General features: G+C 66.8%; 15 protein-coding genes. 9 read left to right on the top strand and 6 right to left on the bottom strand.

Annotated elements, in window-relative coordinates; translation table 11 throughout:
• Window positions 1-43 precede the first annotated feature (43 nt).
• Window positions 44-4,237 (bottom strand): DNA translocase FtsK, encoded by a 4,194-nt coding sequence (locus EVC45_RS18840; protein ID WP_129959515.1) that lies wholly within the window; start codon window positions 4,235-4,237, stop codon window positions 44-46.
• Window positions 4,238-4,350: 113 nt separating this feature from the next.
• Window positions 4,351-4,887 (bottom strand): META domain-containing protein, encoded by a 537-nt coding sequence (locus EVC45_RS18845; RefSeq protein WP_129959517.1) that lies wholly within the window; start codon window positions 4,885-4,887, stop codon window positions 4,351-4,353.
• Between the two features lie 237 nt (window positions 4,888-5,124).
• On the opposite strand from EVC45_RS18845, the gene purT reads away from it, so the two are divergent.
• From purT to EVC45_RS18875, 6 genes are all read left to right on the top strand, one after another.
• A complete protein-coding gene (gene purT / locus EVC45_RS18850) occupies window positions 5,125-6,339 on the top strand; it encodes a formate-dependent phosphoribosylglycinamide formyltransferase (protein WP_129959519.1) in 1,215 nt (404 codons plus the stop codon).
• 106 nt (window positions 6,340-6,445) lie between these two features.
• Complete coding sequence (locus tag EVC45_RS18855; protein ID WP_129959521.1) at window positions 6,446-6,658, top strand: DUF6726 family protein; 213 nt, start codon at window positions 6,446-6,448, stop codon at window positions 6,656-6,658.
• Window positions 6,659-6,760: 102 nt separating this feature from the next.
• Complete coding sequence (locus EVC45_RS18860; RefSeq protein WP_129959523.1) at window positions 6,761-7,144, top strand: MliC family protein; 384 nt, start codon at window positions 6,761-6,763, stop codon at window positions 7,142-7,144.
• A gap of 317 nt (window positions 7,145-7,461) precedes the next feature.
• On the top strand, window positions 7,462-9,114 hold the full coding sequence (locus EVC45_RS18865; protein WP_129959525.1) for an acetolactate synthase large subunit: 1,653 nt from the start codon (window positions 7,462-7,464) through the stop codon (window positions 9,112-9,114).
• A gap of 32 nt (window positions 9,115-9,146) precedes the next feature.
• Window positions 9,147-10,583: an aldehyde dehydrogenase family protein gene (locus tag EVC45_RS18870; protein ID WP_129959527.1), complete on the top strand. Its 1,437-nt coding sequence runs from the start codon at window positions 9,147-9,149 to the stop codon at window positions 10,581-10,583.
• Between the two features lie 378 nt (window positions 10,584-10,961).
• On the top strand, window positions 10,962-12,431 hold the full coding sequence (locus tag EVC45_RS18875; RefSeq protein WP_129959528.1) for a DEAD/DEAH box helicase: 1,470 nt from the start codon (window positions 10,962-10,964) through the stop codon (window positions 12,429-12,431).
• Window positions 12,432-12,538: 107 nt separating this feature from the next.
• Here EVC45_RS18875 and gluQRS read toward each other — a convergent pair whose 3' ends face one another.
• A complete protein-coding gene (gene gluQRS / locus EVC45_RS18880; protein WP_129959530.1) occupies window positions 12,539-13,429 on the bottom strand; it encodes a tRNA glutamyl-Q(34) synthetase GluQRS in 891 nt (296 codons plus the stop codon).
• Window positions 13,430-13,481: 52 nt separating this feature from the next.
• Window positions 13,482-14,345: a sulfurtransferase gene (locus EVC45_RS18885; RefSeq protein ID WP_129959532.1), complete on the bottom strand. Its 864-nt coding sequence runs from the start codon at window positions 14,343-14,345 to the stop codon at window positions 13,482-13,484.
• Between the two features lie 311 nt (window positions 14,346-14,656).
• Here EVC45_RS18885 and dnaE point away from each other — a divergent pair, with 311 nt between their 5' ends.
• Entirely contained in the window at window positions 14,657-18,229 is a 3,573-nt protein-coding gene (gene dnaE, locus EVC45_RS18890; RefSeq protein WP_129959534.1) for a DNA polymerase III subunit alpha, read from the top strand.
• Window positions 18,230-18,297: 68 nt separating this feature from the next.
• On the opposite strand, the gene EVC45_RS18895 is transcribed toward dnaE, so the two are convergent.
• Window positions 18,298-19,059, bottom strand: coding sequence for a glycosyltransferase family 2 protein (locus EVC45_RS18895; protein WP_129959536.1), 762 nt, complete (start codon window positions 19,057-19,059; stop codon window positions 18,298-18,300).
• Between the two features lie 241 nt (window positions 19,060-19,300).
• Here EVC45_RS18895 and msbA point away from each other — a divergent pair, with 241 nt between their 5' ends.
• Both msbA and EVC45_RS18905 read left to right on the top strand, forming a co-directional pair.
• Window positions 19,301-21,094: a lipid A export permease/ATP-binding protein MsbA gene (msbA, locus tag EVC45_RS18900; RefSeq protein ID WP_129959538.1), complete on the top strand. Its 1,794-nt coding sequence runs from the start codon at window positions 19,301-19,303 to the stop codon at window positions 21,092-21,094.
• Window positions 21,095-21,265: 171 nt separating this feature from the next.
• Entirely contained in the window at window positions 21,266-22,318 is a 1,053-nt protein-coding gene (locus tag EVC45_RS18905; RefSeq protein WP_129959540.1) for a glycosyltransferase family 2 protein, read from the top strand.
• Window positions 22,319-22,361: 43 nt separating this feature from the next.
• Here the strand turns inward: EVC45_RS18905 and EVC45_RS18910 are convergent, their stop codons facing one another.
• Entirely contained in the window at window positions 22,362-23,369 is a 1,008-nt protein-coding gene (locus EVC45_RS18910; protein ID WP_129959542.1) for a glycosyltransferase, read from the bottom strand.
• Window positions 23,370-23,380 lie beyond the last annotated feature (11 nt).

The raw sequence follows: 23,380 nt of genomic DNA on the forward strand, positions 1-23,380 counted from the left end.
TCGTCGTGTCAATCACGACCCGTCTCGCCGCTGCGCCGGGCGCTCATTCCGCCGGCCCCGGCGCCAGCACTTCGCGGCTGCCGTTGATGCTCATCGCCGACACGAGTCCGGCTGTCTCCATTTGCTCGACGAGCCGCGCCGCGCGGTTATAGCCAATCCGCAATTGCCGTTGCACCGACGAAATCGACGCGCGCCGCGTGCGCACGACGAACGCGACCGCTTCGTCGTACAGCGGATCGGCTTCCGCATCCGGCGCCTCGCCGAACAGGTCCTGGGCCGCGCCGCCGTCGGCGGCCGGGCCGTCGAGAATGCCTTCCTCGTATTGCGGCTCGCCGAACTGCTTCAGATACTCGACGATCGCATGCACTTCCTCGTCGGCGACGAACGCGCCGTGCACGCGCTGCGGGTAGCCGGTGCCCGGCGGCAGGAACAGCATGTCGCCCTGGCCGAGCAGCGACTCGGCGCCCATCTGGTCGAGAATCGTGCGCGAGTCGATCTTCGACGACACCTGGAACGCGACGCGCGTCGGAATGTTCGCCTTGATGAGACCGGTGATCACGTCGACGGATGGCCGCTGCGTCGCGAGGATCAGGTGGATGCCGGCCGCACGCGCCTTCTGCGCGAGCCGCGCGATCAGTTCCTCGATCTTCTTGCCGGCGACCATCATCAGGTCGGCGAGCTCGTCGATCACGACGACGATCAGCGGCAGCGGCGCGAGCGGCTCGGGTGCATCGGGCGTCAGCGAGAACGGGTTGCCGAGCTTCTTGCCCTTCGCCTCGGTGTCGCGGATCTTCTGGTTGAAGCCCGCGAGATTGCGCACGCCGACCGCCGACATCAGCCGGTAGCGCTTCTCCATTTCGCCGACGCACCAGTTCAGCGCGTTGGCCGCGAGCTTCATGTCGGTGACGACCGGCGCGAGCAGATGCGGAATGCCTTCGTAGACCGAAAGCTCGAGCATCTTCGGGTCGATCATGATCAGGCGCACTTCCTCGGGCGTCGCCTTGAACAGCAGCGAGCAGATCATCGCGTTGATCGCGACCGACTTGCCGGAACCGGTCGTGCCGGCCACCAGCATGTGCGGCGCCTTCGCGAGATCGGCGACGACCGGGTGTCCGGTGATGTCCTTGCCCATCGCTAGCGTCAATTGCGAGTGCGAATTCTGGTAGACGCCTGCTTCGAGAATTTCCGACAGGCGGATCGTCTGACGCTTCGCGTTCGGCAGTTCGAGGCCCATGCAGGTCTTGCCCGGAATCGTTTCGACCACGCGGATCGACGTGAGACCGAGACCACGCGACAGGTCCTTCATCAGACCGACGATCTGGCTGCCGCGCACGCCGAGCGCCGGCTCGACTTCGAAGCGCGTGATGACCGGACCCGCCGACGCGCCGACCACCGTCACCGGCACCTTGAATTCCTGCAGGCGCTGCTCGATCAGCTGGCCGGTCTCGCGGAGCTTGTCCTCCGAGATCGGTTCGATGTCGGCGTCGGCGGGGGCGAGCAGATCGAGCGTCGGCAGTTCGACCATCGATGCGGCCGGCGCATGGAACTCGAAGCCGTTGACCGGCACGTGACCTCGGATCGGCGCGCGGGCGGCGGGCTCGGTGGTGGGTTGGTCCGCGGGTTCGGCCTGCGGTTGCGGTGCCGGCGCGGGTGAAAGTGTCTGAGCGGGCGACGGTTCGGTGGCCGGCAGGTTCGCGACGGGCGTTGCGTTTGCGCCTACCGGAGGCTCGCTGCCGGCCGCCGGCGCGGCGAAGTTTGGGAAACGGACTACGTTCGAGACGACCGCCGGTGCGGATGCCGGCGCGGCGGAGTTCGCCGCGCTGGATGAGATTGACGATGGCGAGGCGTTCGCCGGCTCGGTCGCCGCGTGCAGGGCAGGGGCCTGCGGAGTCACGGGTTCTGTTGCAGCGGGCACGGCAACGGCGTGCAGAGTTGCGTGCGTCGGCGGCGTTGCGGCCTCGTCCGGGAGCGTGCTTGCGGCCGCGGCGTCCAATGCCGACGCGCCAGACCACGGCGGCATGGTTGCGCTCGACGGTGCGGCTGTCCCGGACTGCGGCGAGTGCGACGGCGCCGCAGCGCGTTGAGCCGCCGCGGGGCCGAGCTTGCTTTCCCAAGGTACGAGCGTTTTGTCGATGACGATTTCGGCGACCGGCGCCAGCGCTTGCAGCGGCGTCGCGGTGTCGGCGGGGGCTGGTTCGGCGGAGCGCGCGGATTCGTCCTCCTGCGATGCGGGGATGCGGGTGTTCGTGGCTATGGGCGTCGTCGTTTGCGCGGTGGTGACCTCGATTTGCGCCTGGCTGTCGACCTGAGGCGCCGTCTGCGTCGAATCGCTTTCGATCGCCGGCACGTCTTCGTGCTGGGCGTCGTCCTGCAGGCTGGCTGCGAAGCGCTGGAACGGCGTCGCCGTCCGCGTCTCATGTTGCGGCGCGCTTGCAGCAGATACCGACGGCTCGACAGCTGCGGGCGTGGCGGGTCCGGGATCCGCAGACGCGGCTTCGGCCGGCATTTCGGCAACGGCAACCGACTCTACAAACTCGGTTTCGACAGCTTCGACCGTCACGTCGGCCACCGACCCGATCGCAGCCGTACGCGGCGCATGAATGACCGGTGGTTCGGTCGGCCATTGCGCAACCGCTTCGTTGCCGTCCTCGGCAGGCGTCACGTACTCGGCCTCTGCACGCTCAGCCGGTAACTCGACCAGTGCGCCTACTTGCTCCGACTGCGCCGGCGACACCATCCGCGCCGAACTCTCCGCGCTCGGCGCATGAGCCACCGCAACCGTCTCGCCGGCTTCGCCAGGCAGCACGTCCCGCTGCGCCGGCGGCGCATCGAACGCCGTTGCCGCACGCTCCACATCGCCGATCCTCGCACTCTCGGCGCCACGGCTGCGCGCGAGGCTCACGCCGGCCATGTCGGTCCAGCGCGCGGTGTTTTCCGCGATGCTGCGCAGCGTTTCCTCGACGCTCGCGGGCGGCGCAGCCGCCGACGTGTTCGCCATCGTGCGCGTGAAGTTCGGTACAGACCCGCGCACGGTCGACGGCAATGTCACGCCGTTGGCGCGCGCAGCGGCCGGGAACGGTTGACGCGAAGTGGCGCCGCGATTGAGCGGCACGCTGCCGTCGGCCGGACGCTGCAGCGACACCGGACGGCTGCCGCGGCCCGCGGCATTCATCGATCCCGCCGTCATGCCGATTCCGGGTCCCGACGCGGCGGAGCGACCCGCCATCGCCTGTGCCGCTCGCGCCGACACGCCGGACGCGGCGGCGGCCGTCGCCGCCAACGCGGCACTGGAGCCGAACGGCGCGGTCGAGCGCTGTTCGCCGACCGAGCGCCGGCCGACCTGCGCCGCGCCATCACGAGCCGATGTGACCGATGCACCCGTTGCACCCAGCGATCCCGCCGCCATCGCCGCACGCGGCTCTGCCGTGCGCAGCCAGCCGGCCGGCGCGACCGGCTCGGTTGGCACGAACGGAGCGGCGGATCTGTCCGCAGCTTTGTCGAGCTGCAGCGCCTGCATTGACGTCGACGCTGCCGGACGCGGCGACGCGCCCGACCCCGTGCGCATCACCGGCTCGATCTGCTTGACCGGCCCGCGCGCCGCGCCAGCGGCCGCATCGGCGCGCCAGCTTGCGGCACCACTACGGGCGGAAGCCTCCTTGCTACCCGCGATGCCAGCCGCCGCGGCGCCCGCAGCAGCGGCGGAGCTCGCGGCGCGCCCGCTCGCGGGCGGACGCCAGACCGTCGGCCGCGCATAGCGACCCTTGCTGTTGCGCGGCGCCATCGTGTTGGTAGCAGGTGAAAGATGCGCCGGCGCGCCGTCGTCGACGGTGCGGTGGCGGCGCGCATCCTCGTCGCGCTTCGCGAGTCCGCGCGACAGACCGAGGCCGAACGCGCCGTCGGCCCAGACGGCGACCTCGCTCCAGCGGAACTCGATCAGCCAGGGCAGGCTGATCGCGAGCAGCGCGAGTGCCGCGAACGGCGTGCCGATATGGCCGAGCAGATGACCCAGCCCCGCGGCGAGCGCATGACCGAAACCATTGACGCCGGCAATGCCGATCAGCGAGCCCTCGAGCGTGCAGCTCGCGATCAGCACGCAGACGAAGCCGAGCCACAGCCGGATCGTGCCGGGGCCGCGCAGACCCGCACCGCCCGGCAGCATCGACTTCACGAGGCGCCACAAAAGAGGAATGAACCAGACGGCCGACCCGCCGAACCAGCCGAAAACTACCGTGTGCATACCAGACATCTACGAATGACGGAGCGCGCGAGAGGCGCAACCCGTCGAGTTTAAACGGCGCGGCGCGCGGCTTCGAAGGCCGGCGCGGATCGCGAACGCAGCGCAAGCTCGCATCATTTGTCGCTGCGATCGAACGTCAACGCGTCGCCGTTGTCGAGGATCAGCTGCATCTGCTGCGGCGGCCGCATCTGCACGCCGGTGCGATCGATGCGCTCGAGCGCCGCGAGGAACGGCTTCTCGATGTCGCCGCCCGGCGATACGCATGCCTTGCGCGTGCCGGCGAGGGTACCGAAGCTCAGCTTGCCGTCCTTCAGCATGTACGAACCCATGAAGCGGTTGCAGCCGGAAAAGCCGCTCGCGTGCCGCTGGCCGCCTTCGGTCGACAGCGTCAGCGTGAGCGGCCCCTGATCCTGCGCCGGCACCGCGCGTGCGGTACCGTCGGCGTTCTTCCACGAGCTCAGCACCCAGCTGGTGTCGTCGAGCAGTTGCGCGGCGGCGGGATTGAACGGGTCGGGCGGCGGCGCCGACGCGTCCGGATGCTTCGGGATCGCGCAGGCACCGAGCAGCGCGGCGATGCTCAACGCGGCGACGGCCGTGCGCAGGCACGGAGTGATGCGCGCAAGACGTCGCGGGCGGGAGCGGATGAGCATGGCGTCGTTCCTGTTCAAACTGGCGAAGGCGTAAGGGTAACGTACTAAGCTTGTCGTGCGCGAGCGATGCACGCGGCGATGTGATCGCGGGTGCGAACATCGAAGCGGGGACGCGGTTCCGATCGACCGCCATGGCCTCGCGAGCGCACCCGCCAGCGCCGCGCGGCAAGGGGGCCGCATGTTAACATCGCGGTCTACCCAATCCCACCCTCATCCCGACTTTTATCTGGAGTTCCCATGCAGATCGGCCAACGGATCGGCACGCCCCTTTCTGAATCCGCGACGCGCGTGATGCTGCTCGGCGCCGGCGAGCTCGGCAAGGAAGTGATCATCGCGCTGCAACGGCTGGGCGTCGAAGTGATCGCCGTCGACCGTTACCCGAACGCGCCGGGCCATCAGGTCGCGCATCGCGCGCACGTGATCGACATGACCGACCGCGCCGCGCTGCGCGCGCTGGTCGAGCAGGAGCGCCCGCATCTGATCGTCCCTGAAATCGAGGCGATCGCCACCGACGAGCTCGCCGCGATCGAGACCGAGGCGCTCGCCGAGGTGATCCCGACCGCGCGCGCCACCCAGCTGACGATGAACCGCGAAGGCATCCGCCGCCTCGCCGCCGAAGAACTCGGCCTCGCGACCTCGCCGTACGCGTTCGCCGATTCGCTCGACGAACTGCGCGCGGGCATCGCGAAGGTCGGCTATCCGTGTGTCGTGAAGCCGGTGATGTCGTCGTCGGGCAAGGGGCAGTCGGTATTGCGCCGCGACGCCGACGTCGAACCCGCATGGCAGTACGCGATGGCGGGCGGCCGGGTGAATTTCGGGCGCGTGATCGTCGAGGGTTTCATCGACTTCGAATACGAAATCACGCAGCTCACCGTGCGTGCGATCGACCCGGCGAGCGGCGCGGTCAGCACGTACTTCTGCGATCCGATCGGCCACGTGCAGGTCGCGGGAGACTATGTCGAATCGTGGCAGCCGCAGCCGATGAGCCCGCTCGCGCTCGAGCGTTCGCGCGAGATCGCGCACAAGGTGACGGCGGCGCTCGGCGGCCGCGGCCTGTTCGGCGTGGAACTTTTCGTGCGCGGCGACGACGTATGGTTTTCGGAAGTCAGCCCGCGTCCGCACGACACCGGACTCGTCACGCTGTGCTCGCAGCGCTTCTCGGAGTTCGAACTGCATGCGCGCGCGATCCTCGGCCTGCCGGTGGATACTTCGCTGCGTGCGCCGGGCGCGTCGGCGGTGATCTACGGTGGCTGCGACGAGGCTGGCATCGCGTTCGAGGGCGTCGCCGCGGCGTTGGCTGTACCGAACGCGGATCTGCGCCTGTTCGGCAAGCCGGAGAGCTTCGTCAAACGACGCATGGGCGTCGCGCTCGCGACCGGCGAGAACATCGACGAAGCGCGCTCGCGCGCGAAGCAGGCCGCGTCGGCGGTACGGCCGGTGTCGGGCAAGTAACAGATAAGCGGCGCCGCGCGGCGTGGCAGTGTGCGGGACGCACACGGCCGCGCTCGCCGCCTTCGTTTTGCCTTATCGAAGCAAAGCAATCGGAGCAGAGGATCGTATGGCGCCTGAATCGCGCAGCAATCTGTGGCGCGGCGCGCTAGGCCGTGCCGGCGCGCTCGGTGTGGTGTTCGCGCTGTGTGCCGGCATCAGCGGCTGCGGGCTCGCGGCCGCGCCGTGCCGGATCGCGTCGGCGGGACTGAAGATCGTGCCGGTCGTCGGCCACGTCGCTGCCGCGCCGACCGATGCGTGCGCCGGCGTGATCGATCCTTGAACTGTCGTCGAGCTGTCCACGAATTGCCTGTGACCCGTCCGTGACCGGCGTGGCGGCCGGTCTGCCTTCCCTGCCTGACCCCCGCAACGATCGAGGTGTTCGATGAAGACATGGCGTGTTGCAATCCTGACGGCGGCCGCATCGGTAGTGGCCTGGCTGGCGGCATCTTCCGGCTTCGCATCGGCCGCGCCGCTTCAGTTCAAGCACATCGAGGGCAAGAACCACCAGACGCGCAAATACACCTGCGCGACCGGCAAGATCCTGCAGGTCACCTATTGGAACGCGCAGAACGGACAGAGCTTCGCCGTGCTGCCGGTGAAAGGCACGTCGATGCTGTTCGTCAACACGATCTCGGCGTCCGGCGCGAAGTACCAGGCCGGCAGCTATACGTGGTGGACCAAGGGTCCGCGCGCCAATCTGTATGACCTGACGGCCGGCGAGAACGCGCCGCCGATCCTCTCCGACTGCGTGACCGTGATCCGCTGATTCGCCGATCGGCCCCACATGGACCTCCTGCGGCGGCTTCTTCCTCTGCCCGGCTTCTTGGTTCTCCGCGCCGCCTCGTCCGCTCGCGCGCAGCGTTTCCGTTCGAGTAGTAAGCTGTCCGGCATGGCGTTCGCCATGCCGTTTGCCATGCCGCGCGCGCAGTGTCGTGTTCCGCGTGCGGCCGTCGTTGTCGTCTTCGATCGTCCGGTTCCGGACCCTAGTGGTGCAACCTCGGGTGCAACGACGGGTTCAGGCAGCGAGCCGAATCCGCCGCTTGGGTCCGCTGTCTGTCCCCGCGTCATCAAGCGAGACCCTCAATGAAAGCATCGGACCTGTTCGTCAAATCGCTGGAAGCCGAAGGTGTCGAGTATGTGTTTGGCATCCCCGGTGAAGAAAATCTCGATCTGCTCGAGTCGCTGCGCCGCTCGAAAATCCGTCTGATCCTCACGCGCCACGAACAGGCGGCCGGCTTCATGGCCGCCACCTACGGGCGGCTCACCGGCCGCACGGGAGTGTGTCTGGCGACGCTCGGCCCCGGCGCGACCAACTTCGTGACCGCGGCCGCCTATGCGCAACTGGGCGGCATGCCGATGCTGATGGTCACCGGCCAGAAGCCGATCAAGTCGAGCAAGCAGGGTCACTTCCAGATCGTCGACGTGGTGCGGATGATGGAGCCGCTCACCAAGTACACGCGGCAGATCGTGTCGATCGGCAACATTCCGGCGGCGGTGCGCGAGGCGGTGCGCCGCGCCGAGGAGGAGCGCCCGGGCGCCACGCATCTCGAACTGCCCGAGGACGTCGCGCATGAGGAGGGCGACGGCAAGCCGATTCCGAAGAGCTACAGCCGCCGTCCGGTCGCCGAGGAGAAGGCGGTCGCGCGTGCGGTCGAGGCAATCACCGCCGCGAAGCATCCGCTGCTGATGATCGGCGCGGGCGGCAACCGCAAGACCACGACCAAGATGCTGCGCGAGTTCGTCGACCAGATCGGCATTCCGTTCTTCACGACGCAGATGGGCAAGGGCGTGATCGACGAATCGCATCCGATGTGGCTCGGCAACGCGACGCTCTCCGACGGCGACTTCGTGCACCGCGCGATCGAGCACGCGGACTGCATCATCAACGTCGGTCACGACGTGATCGAAAAGCCGCCGTTCTTCATGCGCAGCGGCGAGGCGGGCGAGAAGACCGTGATCCACGTGAACTTCCTCGGCGCCGAAGTCGACACGGTGTATTTCCCGCAGATCGAAGTGGTCGGCGATATCGCCAACGCGGTGTGGCAGTTGAAGGAGAGCCTGAAGACCCGCAAGGAGCATTGGGACTTCACGCGCTTCAAGGAGATCAAGGAGCACTTCGAGGCACATCTGGTGAAGGGCCAGCACGACGACCGCTTTCCGATGTACCCGGTGCGGATCGTCAACGACGTGTACGAGACCACGCCGGCCGACGGCATCGTGTGTCTGGACAACGGCATGTACAAGATCTGGTTCGCGCGCTACTACCGCGCGCACGAGCCGAATTCGCTGCTGCTCGACAACGCATTGGCGTCGATGGGCGCGGGGCTGCCGTCCGCGCTCGCGAGCAAGATCGTGCATCCGGAGCGCAAAGTGATCGCCGTGTGCGGCGACGGCGGCTTCATGATGAACTCGCAGGAGCTCGAAACGGCGGTGCGTTTGAAGCTCGATCTGGTGATCCTGATCCTGCGCGATGACGCGTTCGGCATGATCCGCTGGAAGCAGGAGAACATGAATTTCCCTGACTACGGCATGACGCTTGCGAACCCGGATTTCGTCGCCTATGCGCAGAGCTATGGCGCACACGGGCATCGGGTCGAGGCGGCCGAGCAGTTCGCGCCGCTGTTGCGCGAGTGCTTCGCGACGCCCGGCGTGCACGTGATCGACCTGCCGATCGACTATTCGGACAACGAGCGCGTGCTCAATCGTGAGATCAAGCGCTTGTCCGCGCGGCTTTGAGCCTCTGTGCAGCGAAACGAGGAGAACTCGACATGTTGCAGAAAACCTATCCGTACTACCTGGCCAACGAAGCGGTGGCCGCCAACACCGATCTCGAAGTCACCGACAAATTCAGCGGCGAAGTCGCGACGCGCGTCGCGATGGCCGACGCGGCCGCGATCGACAAGGCGATCGGCCACGCGGTCGATGCGATGCCCGCGATGCGCGCCTACCCGCCGTTCAAGCGCGAGGCGGTGCTCGAACACTGCGTGAAGCGCTTTCGCGAGCGCTACGACGAACTCGCGCTTGCGCTGTGCATCGAGGCGGGCAAGCCGATCAACGATTCGAAGGGCGAAGTCACGCGCCTGATCGATACGTTCAAGGTCGCCGCGGAGGAGAGCGTGCGGATCGACGGCGAGATCATCAATCTGGAGATTTCGCCGCGCGCGAACGGTTACCACGGGTACGTGAAGCGCGTGCCGATCGGGCCGTGCTCGTTCATCTCGCCGTTCAATTTCCCGCTGAACCTGACCGCGCACAAGGTCGCGCCGGCGATCGCGGCGGGCGTGCCGTTCGTACTGAAACCCGCGAGCCGCACGCCGGTCGGTGCGCTGATCATGGGCGAAATCCTCGCGGAAACCGATCTGCCGAAGGGCGCGTTTTCGATTTTGCCCGCGCATCGCGACGGCGCCGACCTGTTCACGACCGACGAGCGCTTCAAGCTGCTGTCGTTCACGGGGTCGCCCGCGGTCGGCTGGAAGCTGAAGCGCAAGGCCGGCAAGAAGAAGGTGATTCTGGAATTGGGCGGCAACGCGGCGGCGCTCGTCGATGGCGATCAGGGCGGCAAGCTCGACTACGTGGTCGAGCGGCTCGCGTTCGGCGCGTTCTATCAGTCGGGACAGAGCTGCATCGGCGTGCAGCGGATTCTCGCGCATGCGAGCGTCTACGACGCGCTGCGCGAGAAGCTGATCGCGAAGACGAAGTCGCTCGTGATGGGCGATCCGAAGGACGAAAAGACCTTCGTCGGGCCGATGATCTCCGAATCGGAGGCGAAACGGCTCGCCGGCTGGATGGAAGGGGCGGTGCAGGCGGGCGCGAAGATCGTCGCGGGCGGCAAGGTCGACGGCGCGATGTTCGAGGCGACGCTGCTCGAAGGCGTGAAGCGCGACACCGATCTGTATCGCAAGGAGGCGTTCGGGCCGGTCGCGATCCTCGAGCGTTTCGACGATTTCGAGGCTGCGCTCGCGCAGGTCAACGACAGCGACTTCGGTCTGCAGGCCGGCATATTCACCGATTCGCTCGCGCATGCGCATCGCGCGTGGGATGCGCTCGAAGTGGGCGGCGTCGTGATCAACGACGTGCCGTCGTTCCGCGTCGACAACATGCCGTACGGCGGCGTCAAGGATTCGGGGCTCGGGCGCGAGGGCGTGCGCTACGCGATCGAGGATATGACCGAGCTGCGGCTGATGGTGATGCGCGAGACCTGGTGAAGCGATCGATCTGACGTGAGCGGGCGCGCCCCGGCGGCTCGCGATGGCGCCAGTGCGGGCCCGAGGTTGCCCGCGGAAGGCGTCCCGGGCCGCCGCGCGCCAAAGCGCCCGGCTGTCACGCCACTGTCGTCTGTGCGCACTACGCTGCGAGCGAAGCGCCGGCCGCGGGCCGCCAGCCGGCCGTCACGAGCGTTTTTGCTGAAGTGTTACAATGCTGGGCTTTCGGCGGGTGTTTCCGCCAGCCGGAGCCGGCCGCATTATCCGAACTCAGACGGGTCTCGCGCGGAACGACGTGGCTCCGCCTTCATCCTGATGCCCTCCGCGGTCCCGACCGCTGCCGCGCGCATCGCGCCACGCGCCTTTTTAGCGAAAGCCACCATGTCCGACACCGCCGTCACGCCCAGCACCGAGACTTTTGATCAATTCGGCCTCGCGCCCGACATCCTGAAGGCCATCAAGGAATCGGGCTACACGTCGCCCACGCCGATCCAGGCGAAGGCGATCCCAGTCTTGCTGGCGGGCCGTGACGTGATGGGCGCCGCGCAGACCGGCACCGGCAAGACCGCGAGCTTCGCGCTGCCGATCATCCAGCGTCTGCTGCCGCAGGCCAGTACGAGCGCGTCGCCGGCGCGCCATCCGGTGCGCGCGCTGATTCTCACCCCCACCCGCGAACTCGCCGACCAGGTTGCCGCGAACGTGCAGGCGTACGCGAAGCACACGGCGCTGCGCAGCGCGGTCGTGTTCGGTGGCGTCGACATGAATCCGCAGTCCGACCAGCTGCGCCGCGGCGTCGAAATCCTGATCGCGACGCCGGGCCGTCTGCTCGATCACGTGCAGCAGAAAACCGCGAACCTGGGCCAGGTGCAGATGCTCGTGCTCGACGAAGCCGACCGCATGCTCGACATGGGCTTCCTGCCCGACCTGCAGCGCATCCTGAACCTGCTGCCGAAAGAGCGCCAGACGCTGCTCTTCTCCGCCACGTTCTCGGGCGAAATCAAGAAGCTCGCCGCGACCTATCTGCGCAACCCGCAGACCATCGAAGTCGCGCGCAGCAACTCGACCGCGACCAATGTCACGCAAGTCGTCTACGAAGTCGCCGAGGGCGACAAGACCGGCGCGGTCGTGCAGCTGATCCGCGAGCGCGGCCTGAAGCAGGTGATCGTGTTCTGCAACAGCAAGATCGGCGCGAGCCGACTCGCGCGCAGCCTCGAACGTGATGGCGTGGTCGCGACCGCGATTCACGGCGACCGCTCGCAAAGCGAGCGGATGCAGGCGCTCGACGCGTTCAAGCGCGGCGAAGTCGAGGCGCTGGTCGCGACGGACGTCGCCGCACGCGGTCTCGATATCGCCGAGCTGCCGGCGGTGATCAACTTCGATCTGCCGTTCAACGCCGAAGACTACGTGCACCGGATCGGCCGTACGGGCCGCGCGGGCGCATCGGGCGACGCGCTGTCGCTGTGCAGCCCGAACGAGCGCAAGCAGCTGGCCGACATCGAGAAGCTGATCAAGCGTCCGCTCGACTTGCAGCGCCTGACCGTCGAAGCGCCGGTGCGCCATCATCACGAGGATCGTTCGCTGCGCCGCGAGCGCAGCGAATCGCGCGACGAGCGCAGCCGCCGTCGCCCGGGTGGGGCGTCGGGTTCGTATGACCGTCCGCATCATCATCATCGCGCGCAGCCGATCGACGATTTCTTCCTCAAGCCGTACGAGCCGTCGCCGGCATCGGTGCGCAAGGTCGAGGAGTCGGCCACGGCGAACTCCGCACCGCAAAAGGCGACGCCGAAGCGGCAGCTGGCCGCGTTGCTCGGTGGGTTCGGGATGCCGAGGAAGACGCCTTCGTCGTCGTAAGACGGGCTGTCGGGTTCAGCGCTCGGGGTGCAACGCCTCGGGCGTAAATGGCGCGGAGCCGCGCAGTTCGATGTTTTCGACGGCGCAGCAGGCTCTACGCGTGCGCATCATGCCGATGCGCGAAGGTTCATCCGTTTCGCCCAGGCCGCGGTCGCGACGCTGTAGAACTGCTCCAGCGTCGCAGGCGGCTCGCTTCCCAGCTCCAGTCCCAGATGCCGTGCCGCCGCGCCCAGTGCCTCCAGCGGTTTGTCGCTGTCGAGCGCGGTCGCGCCGTTCTGCTTGCTCAGTTTCTCGCCGTGCTCGTTCGTGACGACCGGTACATGCAGATACGCGGGCGTCGCCACGCCGAGACAACGCTGCAGATAAATCTGCCGCGCCGTCGAATCCATCAGATCCGCGCCGCGCACGATGTGCGTGATGCCCGCGTCCGCATCGTCCACCACCACTGCGAGCTGATACGCCCACTGATCGTCCGCCCGGCGCAGCACGAAATCGCCGACCTCGGTCGCGAGGTTTTGCGTCTGCGGACCCTGCCAGCGGTCGTCGAACGTGATCACGGCCGCGTCGCCGTCGGGCACGCGCAGGCGCCACGCGCGCGCCGGCTTGCCATGCAGCCCCTTGCGGCATGTGCCGGGGTAGGCGAGCGTGGTGTTGCGCGCGTGCGCGTTCAACAGCGAATCGGCGATTTCCTTGCGGGTGCAGCCGCACGGATAAACCAGACCGGTCGATTTCAACTGCTCGAGCGCCTGCTGATAGCGCGCGATGCGCTGGCTTTGCCAGACCGGCGCTTCGTCGGCACGCATGCCGAAGCGTTCGAGGGTCGCGAGGATGTCCTCGGCGGCACCGGGCACCGTGCGCGGCCCGTCGATATCTTCGACGCGCACGAGCCATGCGCCGCACTGCGCGCGCGCATCGAGCCAGCTCGCGAGCGCGCTGACCAGCGAGCCGAAATGCAGCGGGCCGGTCGGCGACGGTGCGAAGCGTCCGCGATAGGTCATGGTGTGGAGGCGACGCCGGCGCGGGTTGCCGCCCAGGCCGCCCCGGTCGACGTTAGGCGGCGCACGCGGCGTTGCTGTCCGGATGGCACGCCGGACAGGTCTTGCCCGCGACATACATTGGCGATTGCTGTTGCTCGGGCGTGACCACCGCGCGGCAGCCGAAACATTGCCGGGTCGCGGTCGGTTCGAGTTGCGGATTCAGCGCGGTGCGATAGTCGAACACGAAGCAGTCGCCGTGATAATGCGCGCCGCCCACTTCCTCGAAGTATTTGAGGATGCCGCCTTCGAGCTGATACACGTTCTCGATGCCGACGTCCTTCATATGGATCGCCGCCTTCTCGCAGCGGATGCCGCCCGTGCAGAACGACACGACCGTCTTGCCTTCGAGATCCGCGCGGTTGTTCTCGATCACCGCGGGGAATTCGCTGAACTTCGTGATCCGATAGTCGAGCGCGTTCTCGAAGGTGCCGACGTCGACTTCGAACGCATTGCGCGTGTCGAGCATCACGACCGGACGGCCCTCGTCGTCGTGACCGCGGTCGAGCCAGCTCTTCAGCGTGGGCGCGTCGACGAACGGCGCGCGACCGAGCTCGGGGCGGATCGCCGGCTTTTTCATCGTGATGATTTCGCGCTTGAGCTTGACCAGCATGCGCGTGAACGGCTGCTTGTCCGACAGGCTTTCCTTGAACTGCAGATTCGCGAACTTGCCTTCGAACAGCGGATCGTGGCGGATGTAGTCGATGAACGCGTCGGTGTTCTCGCGCGTGCCGGCAGTAAACAGGTTGATGCCTTCCGGCGCGAGCAGGATCGTGCCGCGCAGGCCGAGCGCGTTGCAGCGCTCGGTGACGAGCGGGCGCCACGCGGCGGTGTCTTCGATGGTCGCGAATTGATACGCGGAGAGATTGACGATACTCATGTGTGTTCAGCGGTAAAGATGGCCAGCGTGGCGAGGGGCGGCGGGTGGCGCGTTGTGCCGCCGCTGTCGTGCCCCGTATCAGACCCGCGGTTTGCCGCACGGTTTCCTGCGCGGTTTCCCGCGCGTTTCCAGGCTAGGCGGCCACGTCGAAACAGACGAAACCTCTATTATCCCTCAACCCGGCATTTCCCCCGACCTGGCCGAATGGCCAACGGTTTGCGCTAGCGCAAACAGCGCGCGTGCCGACCCCGTCCTGGCCGGATGGCCAACGTGCCGTTTTGACCTGAAAACTGCGGAAGGGTGGGGTTACAATGTCGCCCATGTCAGATCCCCGCTTCGTTCATCTCCGCGTTCACTCCGAATTCTCGATTGCCGACGGCATCGTGCGTCTCGACGACATCGTCGCGGCGGCGGCCAAAGACGGTCAGGGCGCGCTCGCGCTCACCGACCTCGGCAACGCATTCGGCCTCGTCCGTTTTTACAAGGAAGCGCGTGGCAAAGGGGTCAAACCCATTGCCGGCTGCGACGTCTGGATCACCAATCCGGACGACCGCGACAAGCCTTCGCGTCTGCTGCTGCTGGTCAAGGACCGCGGCGGTTACCTGAACCTCTGCGAATTGCTCAGCAAGGCGTCGCTCACGAACCAGTATCGCGGCCGCGCGGAAATCGAAGCCGGCTGGCTCGAAACCGGTTTGGGCGAAGGGCTGCTCGCGCTGTCGGGCGCGCAGCAGGGCGATATCGGTCTCGCACTGGCGGCCGGCAACGAAGAGGCGGCCAAACGCAACGCGCAGCATTGGGCGAAGGTGTTCCCTGGCGGCTTCTATATCGAGCTGCAACGCTGCGGTCAGCCCGGCGGCGAGCAGTATGTGCAGCAGGCGGTCGCGCTCGCGGCAGCGCTGAAACTGCCGGTCGTCGCGACGCACCCGATGCAGTTCATGACGCCGGACGACTTCACCGCGCACGAAGCGCGCGTCTGTATTTCCGAAGGCGATATTCTCGCGAATCCGCGTCGCCAGAGGCGCTTTACGGCCGAGCAGTATTTCCGCTCGCAACAGGAAATGGCCACGCTGTTCGCGGACATTCCTTCGGCGCTCGCCAACACCGTGCAGATCGCGAAGCGCTGCAATCTGACGCTCGAACTCGGCAAGCCGAAGCTGCCGCTCTTTCCGACGCCCGACGGCATGTCGCTCGACGACTATCTCGTGCAGTTGTCGAAAGAGGGCCTCGAAAAGCGGCTCGAACAGCTGTTTCCGGACGAAGCCGAGCGCGACGCGCAACGCCCCACGTATTACCAGCGCCTCGAATTCGAGTGCGGCACGATCATCAAGATGGGCTTTCCGGGCTACTTCCTGATCGTTGCGGACTTCATCAACTGGGCCAAGAACAACGGCGTGCCGGTCGGTCCGGGCCGCGGTTCGGGCGCGGGCTCGCTGGTCGCTTATGCGCTCGGCGTGACCGATCTCGATCCGCTGCGCTACAACCTGCTGTTCGAGCGCTTCCTGAATCCGGAGCGGGTGTCGATGCCCGACTTCGATATCGACTTCTGCCAGCACGGCCGCGATCGCGTGATCCAGTACGTGAAGGAGAAGTACGGCGCGAACGCGGTGTCGCAGATCGCGACGTTCGGCACGATGGCGGCGAAGGCGGCGGTGCGCGACATCGGCCGCGTGCTCGATCTCGGCTACATGTTCACGGACGGCATCGCGAAGCTGATCCCGTTCAAGCCGGGCAAGCACGTGACGATCGCCGACGCGATGAAGGAAGAGCCGCTGTTGCAGGAGCGCTTCGACAACGAAGACGAAGTGCACCAGCTGCTCGAACTCGCGCAGCGCGTCGAAGGCTTGACGCGCAACGTCGGTATGCACGCGGGCGGCGTGCTGATCGCGCCCGGCAAGCTGACCGATTTCTGCCCGTTGTACACGCAGGGCGACGAAAGCGGCGTCGTCAGCCAGTACGACAAGGACGACGTCGAAGCGGTCGGCCTCGTGAAGTTCGACTTTCTGGGCCTGACCACGCTGACCATTCTGGATTGGGCCGAGCGCTATATCCGCCGCCTCGATCCGTCGAAGCAGGACTGGTCGCTAGGCCAGGTGCCGCTCGACGACCCCGCGTCGTTCTCGATCCTGAAGAAAGCGAATACGGTCGCCGTGTTCCAGCTGGAAAGCCGCGGCATGCAGGGCATGCTGAAGGACGCGCAGCCTGACCGCTTCGAGGACATCATCGCGCTCGTCGCGTTGTACCGTCCGGGCCCGATGGACCTGATCCCGAGCTTCTGCGCGCGTAAGCACGGCCGCGAAGTGGTCGAATATCCGGATCCGCGCGTCGAACCTGTTCTGAAAGAGACCTACGGCATCATGGTCTACCAGGAGCAGGTGATGCAGATGGCGCAGATCATCGGCGGCTACTCGCTCGGCGGCGCCGACCTGCTGCGTCGCGCGATGGGTAAGAAAAAGCCCGAGGAAATGGCCAAGCACCGCGAAATTTTCGCGGAAGGCGCGGCAAAGAACGGCCTCACGCGGGAGAAGGCGGACGAGACCTTCGACCTGATGGAGAAGTTCGCGGGCTACGGCTTCAACAAGTCGCACGCGGCCGCGTATGCGCTGCTCGCGTACCACACCGCGTGGCTGAAGGCGCACCATCCGGCCGAGTTCATGGCGGCCAACATGTCGCTCGCGATGGACGACACGGACAAGGTCAAGATCCTGTTCGAGGACTGCCTCGCGAACAAGATGGCCGTGCTGCCGCCGGACGTGAATATGTCCGCGTACCGCTTCGAGCCGGTTGCCGAAGCCGACGGCAAGCGCTCGCGTACGATCCGCTACGGTCTCGGCGCGATCAAGGGCAGCGGCCAGAACGCCATCGAAGAAATCCTGCGCGCGCGCGAAGAGGGTCGCTTCATCGACATCTTCGATTTCTGCAATCGCGTCGATCGCCGCATCGTCAATCGCCGCACGATCGAGGCGCTGATTCGCGCCGGCGCGTTCGACACGCTGCATGCGAACCGCGCGCAACTGATTGCGTCGGTGTCGCTCGCGATGGAAGCGGCCGAGCAGGCGGCGGCCAATGCGCTGCAGGCGGGTCTGTTCGACATGGGCGACGCGCCTTCGCAAGGCCACGAACTCGTCGACGAGCCCGAGTGGCCGGAAAAGCGCAAGCTGCAGGAAGAAAAGGCTGCGCTCGGTTTCTATCTGTCGGGCCATCTGTTCGATGCCTACAAGGACGAAGTGCGCCGCTTCGTGCGCCAGAAGATCGGCGAGCTGAAGGAAGGGCGCGACAAGCTGGTCGCGGGTGTGATCGTGTCGCTGCGCACGCAGATGACCCAGCGCGGCAAGATGCTGATCGCGCTGCTCGACGACGGCACCGGCCAATGCGAAGTGACCGTCTTCAACGAGGTTTTCGAAGAGCACAAGCAGCTGTTCAAGGAAGACGAACTGCTGGTCGTGCAGGGCCAGGCGCGTAACGACGCGTTCACGGGCGGCATCCGCTTCACGGTCGAAACGGTGATGGATCTCGGCCGCGCGCGCTGCCGCTACGCGGACTCGCTGAAAGTGCAGATGAACGGCAACGCGGACGCGCAGGCACTGCGCCGGGTGCTCGAAGCGCACACCGCCGGCAAGGACGAGCCTGCCTCGGCAGTCGCGCCGGCGGCCGCCTCACGCGGCAACGGCGGCGGCAATGGCGGCGGGCGCGGCGGCTTCGGCGGCGACCGTCAGCGTCAGCCGGTGCAGATTCCGAACGGGCTCGCGGTGCAGGTCGTTTATCGCAGCGAGCATGCGCAAGGCGAAATGCGTCTGGGCGACGCGTGGCGCGTGAAGCCGACCGATGAACTGCTCGCCGCGCTGCGCGGCGAGTTTGCGGGAAGCTCGATCGAAATCGTGTATTGAGCGATGCCGATGCCGATGCTGTGGTCGGCCGGTGCCGCGTGTACCGGCTAACCCGACCTCAGCTCAGCTTACCGCCCGCCCGTTTTTTCCAGACGCGCCAGCTTCAGAAACCGGTAGTACACCGTCTCCGCGTTGAACAACGCGATCATCAGCCCGGCGCGGCCATCCAGAAAACCGCGCCGCAGCAAATAGGTCCGCACGAAGGCCCACAGGCCTCGTCCGATCGCGAGGCGAACGCTGCCTTTCTGCCCGGCCTCGTAGCGCTGCCGCGCGCCGGCTGTCGAATACGCGTCGAGCTTGCGCAGCACCCCCTCGTAGTCCTCGTACGAGTAGTGCATCAGCTTGCCGCTCAGGCGTTGCGCGGGCGTATCGAACACGAGGCGCTCGTGCACGAGGTCGTCGGAGAAACGCGCGGTGCCGCGTTTGAAGAGGCGCGGAATCCAGTCCGGATACCAGCCGCTGTGGTGGACCCACTGGCCGCAGAAGCTCGACAGACGGTCCACCGCGTAGACGTCGGCGGCGGGCGCGGCGAGCGTCGCGCGAATCGATGCGGCAAGCTCCGGCGTGACGATTTCGTCGGCGTCGAGCGACAGGATCCAGCTGGTCGTCAGGGCCTCGACAGCGCGGTTCTTTTGCGGGCCGAAGCCCGGCCAGTCCGTTTGTTCGATGACGCGAGCGCCGTGCGCGCGGGCGATGTCGGCGGTGCCGTCGGTGCTGCCGCCGTCGATCACGACGATCTGGTCGGCAAAGGCCACGGCTTGCAGGCATTCGGCGAGCCGCGCCGCCGCGTTCCGGGTGATGATGGCAACGCCAAGAGTGGTTTCTTGCATACCTGAGTTGCGTGGAGGACGAAGTGACGGAGCGGGCCGCGACCCGGCAATCGAGCAGCGAGTATACACACCCCATCCGGCCCCACACCACAGCCTCGATCCGCCAGGTGTCGCGCGCATGCCGTCGCGCGCCGAGCGTCGGCCGTCATCTGCAACCGATTACAATGCTCTTTTTCGATATTTCACGCGGCGGCCCGGCCATGTTCCGCGTGCTCGCCGTTCCGCATTTCCAGAGGATTCCTTGAGCGCGAAGCCAACGTTAAGCAAACCCATGGGTTCAGGCGATGCGTCGTCGCCGGCCGTCGTCCTGCGGCGCCTGTGGCCATTCATCAAGCCGCTGCTGTGGGTCGTGGTCGGCGCGATCGTCGCGATGGCGGTGAGCGCCGGCACCGACGCCGCCATTCCCGCGCTGCTCAAGCCGCTGCTCGACAAGGGCTTCGGCTCGCACGCAGTCGACAAGACCAAGTGGCTCGTGCCGGTCGCGGTGATCGGCCTCGCGTTGATTCGCGGCGTGTCGCAGTACGCGTCCGGCTATCTGCTCGCGTACGTGTCGAACAAGATCCTGCTCAAACTGCGTCTGAAAATGTTCGATCGCATGATCCACACGAGCGTCGCGTTCTTCCAGCGCGAAACCGCGAGCACGGTGATCAACGCGATCGTCTTCGAGGTCAACCAGATTCTGAACGTGCTGCTGAGCGTGATGGTCACGCTCGTGCGCGACTCGCTGACGGTGATTTTCCTGCTCGGCTATCTGTTCTATCTGAACTGGCGCCTGACGCTGATCGTCGCGGTGCTGCTGCCGGGTATCGGCTGGCTGGTCGGCAAGATCAACCGCCGGCTGCGGCGCCTTAACCGCGAGCACCAACTGCTGACGAACGAGCTGTCGTACATCGTCGAGGAGACGGTGGGCGGCTACAAGGTCGTCAAGGTGCACAACGGCGAGCAGTACGAGATGGATCGCTTCACCGAGATGAGCCGGCGCCTGCGCGGCTACGCGATGCGCATGACGGTGTCCGGCGGCCTCGCGCAGCCGTTGACGCAGTTCCTCGCGTCGATCGCGCTCGCGGTCGTGATCACGATCGCGGTGGTGCAGTCGTCGTCGGATCAGACGACGGTCGGCGGCTTCGTCGCGTTCGTCACGTCGATGCTGCTGATCATCTCGCCGCTCAAGCATCTGATGGACGTGAACCAGCCGTTGCAGCGCGGCATGACCGCGGCCGAGCTGATCTTCGGCCTGATCGACGAGCCGGCCGAGCCGGAAGGCGGCGGCAAGCCGCTCGCGCGGGCGCGCGGCGAGGTCGAGTTCCGCGACGTGTCGTTCGCCTACGGCACCAACTCCGCGCACAACCGGCACACGCTCGACCAGGTGTCGTTCAAGGTCGCACCGGGCGAGATGGTCGCGCTCGCGGGTCCGTCGGGCAGCGGCAAGACCACGCTCGTGAACCTGCTGCCGCGCTTCTTCGACCCAACCGGCGGCGCGATTCTGGTCGACGGCGTCGCGCTGCCCGAATACGACCTGCATGCGCTGCGCAGCCAGATCGCGATGGTGAGCCAGGACGTGGTGCTGTTCAACGATACGATCGCGAACAACGTCGCGTACGGGCAGACCGCCGACGCCGAGAAGGTCAAGGCGGCGCTGCGCGCGGCGAACCTGTGGGACACCGTGCAGGCGATGCCGCAGGGCATCGAGACGCTCGTCGGCGACAACGGCATGATGCTGTCGGGCGGCCAGCGCCAGCGTCTCGCGATCGCGCGCGCGATCTACAAGGACGCGCCGATCCTGATTCTCGACGAAGCGACCTCGGCGCTCGATTCCGAGTCCGAGCGCCACGTGCAGGCGGCGCTCGAAACGCTGATGAAGGGCCGCACCACGCTCGTGATCGCGCACCGGCTGTCGACGATCGAGCGCGCCGACCGCATCCTCGTGATGGAAGCGGGGCGGATCGTCGAGCGCGGCAGCCATCGCGAGTTGCTGGAGCACGATGGCCTGTACGCGCATCTGCATCGGATCCAGTTCCAGCAAAGCGCGGTTTGATCCGGCACACGGCGGGCGGGGGCTAGCGCGCCTTGCCGCGGCCGCGCCCTTGTTTTTTTTGGCCCATTTTCGAGACAGCTTTGTGCTTAAGTCTCAATTTGTTGCGCTCTTTTTCAGCACTAACACATGCTGGCGGGCAATGACAGTCCGTCTCGGGGAAATCGACTGCCCATGTCTCACGACGATCCGAGCAAACCGCTCGTCTCCATCGCGCTCGCGACCTACAACGGCCGCACTTATCTGCCCGAACTGCTGGCTTCACTCGACGCGCAGAGCTGGCCCCATCTCGAAGTCGTGGTATCCGACGACGCCTCCTGCGACGGCACCCGCGAACTGCTCGCGTCCCATGCGGGACGCGTGCCGGTGCGGCTCGTCGGCGATGGCACGCGGGCCGGCATCGTCGGCAATTTCGAGCGCGCGCTCGCCGGCTGCCGCGGCGACTACATCGCGCTCGCCGACCAGGACGACGTCTGGGCGCCCGAGAAAATCACCGATCTGATGCACGAGCTGCGGCGCGCGGAAAGTGCCGGCGGCTGCGCGGCGACGCCGGCGCTCGCATTCTGCGATATCGAGCTCGTCGACTCGACGCTGCGTCGTCTGTCGCACTCGCTGTTCGATATCACCGCGAAGTCGCGCTGCGCGACGCGATTGCGCGATTTTCTGCTGAGCAACCATGTGCCCGGCTGCGCGATGCTCGTCAATCGAGCGACGCTCGAACGCGCGCTGCCGTTCCCGCCCGGCATCGTGATGCACGACTGGTGGCTCGCGATGGTGGTCGCGTCGTTCGGCGAGATTCGCCACGTCGCGGTACCGCATCTGAAGTATCGGCAGCACGAAAGGAACGCGGTCGGCGCGAGCGCGACCAACGAGCGCGGCGCGGCGCGCGAAGAATGCGGCGCCGAAGCGGCCCGCCGGCGCGGCGCGAGCCGGCGGCGGCAGATCGAAGCGATCGCGGATCAGGTGCGGGTGTTCGCGCGACGCTTCGGCGCCGAGCTGCCCGTCGACGCGCGCCACGACATGCATGCGTTTTCGCGTGGCGTCGCGAGCTGGCGCGGTGCGTTCGAGTTCGTGATGATCAGCCACACCGGCGAGACGTTCATGCGCTCGGTGAAGATGCTGCGGCGCTTGCGAGCGAGCGTGCTGAGCTTTGGCGTCGAGACGCGACGGCCGAGTCTCGTGCGACGCTTGCGGCAGCGGCGCGGTGCGTCGCGCAGACTTTCGTGACCGGTGTCGGGTCGCAAAGCACCACCAGATTGCACCGTCGTCTTCAGGCCTTGCCGCGCCGCACGACCCGCTTGATCCAGATGCCCGGCGCATAGACCACCGGGCAACTCGCATACAGAAACATCCGAATCCGCAGCCCGAGTTTCACGCCGGCGCTGCGCGTCACCAGCCCGATGCGTTCGCCGAGGCTGCCGGCTTCGAACATCGCGTGGATGAACTGCTCGCGCGCGAGCTTCGGCGCCATCGCCGAGCGCATGCGTTCGCCGACCCCGACGATCTCGGCGTCGCGCTGCAGCTGCGCGAGCTCCGCGAGCCCATAGCGATTGCTCTGCCGCATCCGCGCGATCAGCTCGTCGACCGACTGATAGCGACGCTTGCGCGAAAGCCCGCCGCGCCGGTAGCGCACCAGCGGCTCGCGCAGACTGATCGCGCCACCCGACAGGATCGCGCGTAGCACCATGATCTGATCCTCGGCTGCGGCTCCCGGCAGCATCGGCCCAAAGCGCTCGATCAGGCGTCGCGACCACGTGTGCGCCGCGCCGATCAGCCACGGACGCTCGACGAGCCAGTCGTCGAAGCTGCGATAGCGGTCGAGCCCGGTCGGGCTCACGCGCTCGTGCACGTGACCCGTTTCGTCCATGTCGGCGAGGTCGGTCGCGATCAGGTCGGGGCGGCGCCCATGCGCGAGCCAGCAGTCGACCACACGCTCGCAGCGCTCGGGTGCCGACATGTCGTCGCCGGCGGCGACGAACAGCAGCTCGCCGTGCGCGAGCTGCGCGAGTTGCGACAGGTGCGCGCTGATACCCTGGTTCACGGAATTGCGCCGCGCGATCACGCGATGCGGCCCTGCGTAGCCGGCAAGCGCCGCTTCGATCGCGGCGTAGGTGGCGTCACTGGACGCGTCGTCGGAGACGATGATTTCGAGCGGCTGATAGGTTTGCGCGAGCGCGCTGCGCACGGCGTCGCCGATCTGCTCTGCCTGGTTGTAGGCGATCACCAGCATCGAGACGAGCGGGCGGGTGGTGTCGGCGGGCGGCAAGCTATCGGTCATGGAGTCGGGGC

Source organism: Paraburkholderia sp. UYCP14C (genome assembly GCF_004197395.1).
In the GTDB taxonomy this organism is placed as follows: domain Bacteria; phylum Pseudomonadota; class Gammaproteobacteria; order Burkholderiales; family Burkholderiaceae; genus Paraburkholderia.

What these genes read in the sequence shown, in the direction of transcription:
- EVC45_RS18840 (WP_129959515.1), bottom strand. Translation starts at nt 4,237, where the DNA reads ATGCACACGGTAGTTTTCGGCTGGTTCGGCGGGTCGGCCGTCTGGTTC.
- EVC45_RS18845 (WP_129959517.1), bottom strand. Translation starts at nt 4,887, where the DNA reads ATGCTCATCCGCTCCCGCCCGCGACGTCTTGCGCGCATCACTCCGTGC.
- purT (WP_129959519.1), top strand. Translation starts at nt 5,125, where the DNA reads ATGCAGATCGGCCAACGGATCGGCACGCCCCTTTCTGAATCCGCGACG.
- EVC45_RS18855 (WP_129959521.1), top strand. Translation starts at nt 6,446, where the DNA reads ATGGCGCCTGAATCGCGCAGCAATCTGTGGCGCGGCGCGCTAGGCCGT.
- EVC45_RS18860 (WP_129959523.1), top strand. Translation starts at nt 6,761, where the DNA reads ATGAAGACATGGCGTGTTGCAATCCTGACGGCGGCCGCATCGGTAGTG.
- EVC45_RS18865 (WP_129959525.1), top strand. Translation starts at nt 7,462, where the DNA reads ATGAAAGCATCGGACCTGTTCGTCAAATCGCTGGAAGCCGAAGGTGTC.
- EVC45_RS18870 (WP_129959527.1), top strand. Translation starts at nt 9,147, where the DNA reads ATGTTGCAGAAAACCTATCCGTACTACCTGGCCAACGAAGCGGTGGCC.
- EVC45_RS18875 (WP_129959528.1), top strand. Translation starts at nt 10,962, where the DNA reads ATGTCCGACACCGCCGTCACGCCCAGCACCGAGACTTTTGATCAATTC.
- gluQRS (WP_129959530.1), bottom strand. Translation starts at nt 13,429, where the DNA reads ATGACCTATCGCGGACGCTTCGCACCGTCGCCGACCGGCCCGCTGCAT.
- EVC45_RS18885 (WP_129959532.1), bottom strand. Translation starts at nt 14,345, where the DNA reads ATGAGTATCGTCAATCTCTCCGCGTATCAATTCGCGACCATCGAAGAC.
- dnaE (WP_129959534.1), top strand. Translation starts at nt 14,657, where the DNA reads ATGTCGCCCATGTCAGATCCCCGCTTCGTTCATCTCCGCGTTCACTCC.
- EVC45_RS18895 (WP_129959536.1), bottom strand. Translation starts at nt 19,059, where the DNA reads ATGCAAGAAACCACTCTTGGCGTTGCCATCATCACCCGGAACGCGGCG.
- EVC45_RS18905 (WP_129959540.1), top strand. Translation starts at nt 21,266, where the DNA reads ATGTCTCACGACGATCCGAGCAAACCGCTCGTCTCCATCGCGCTCGCG.
- EVC45_RS18910 (WP_129959542.1), bottom strand. Translation starts at nt 23,369, where the DNA reads ATGACCGATAGCTTGCCGCCCGCCGACACCACCCGCCCGCTCGTCTCG.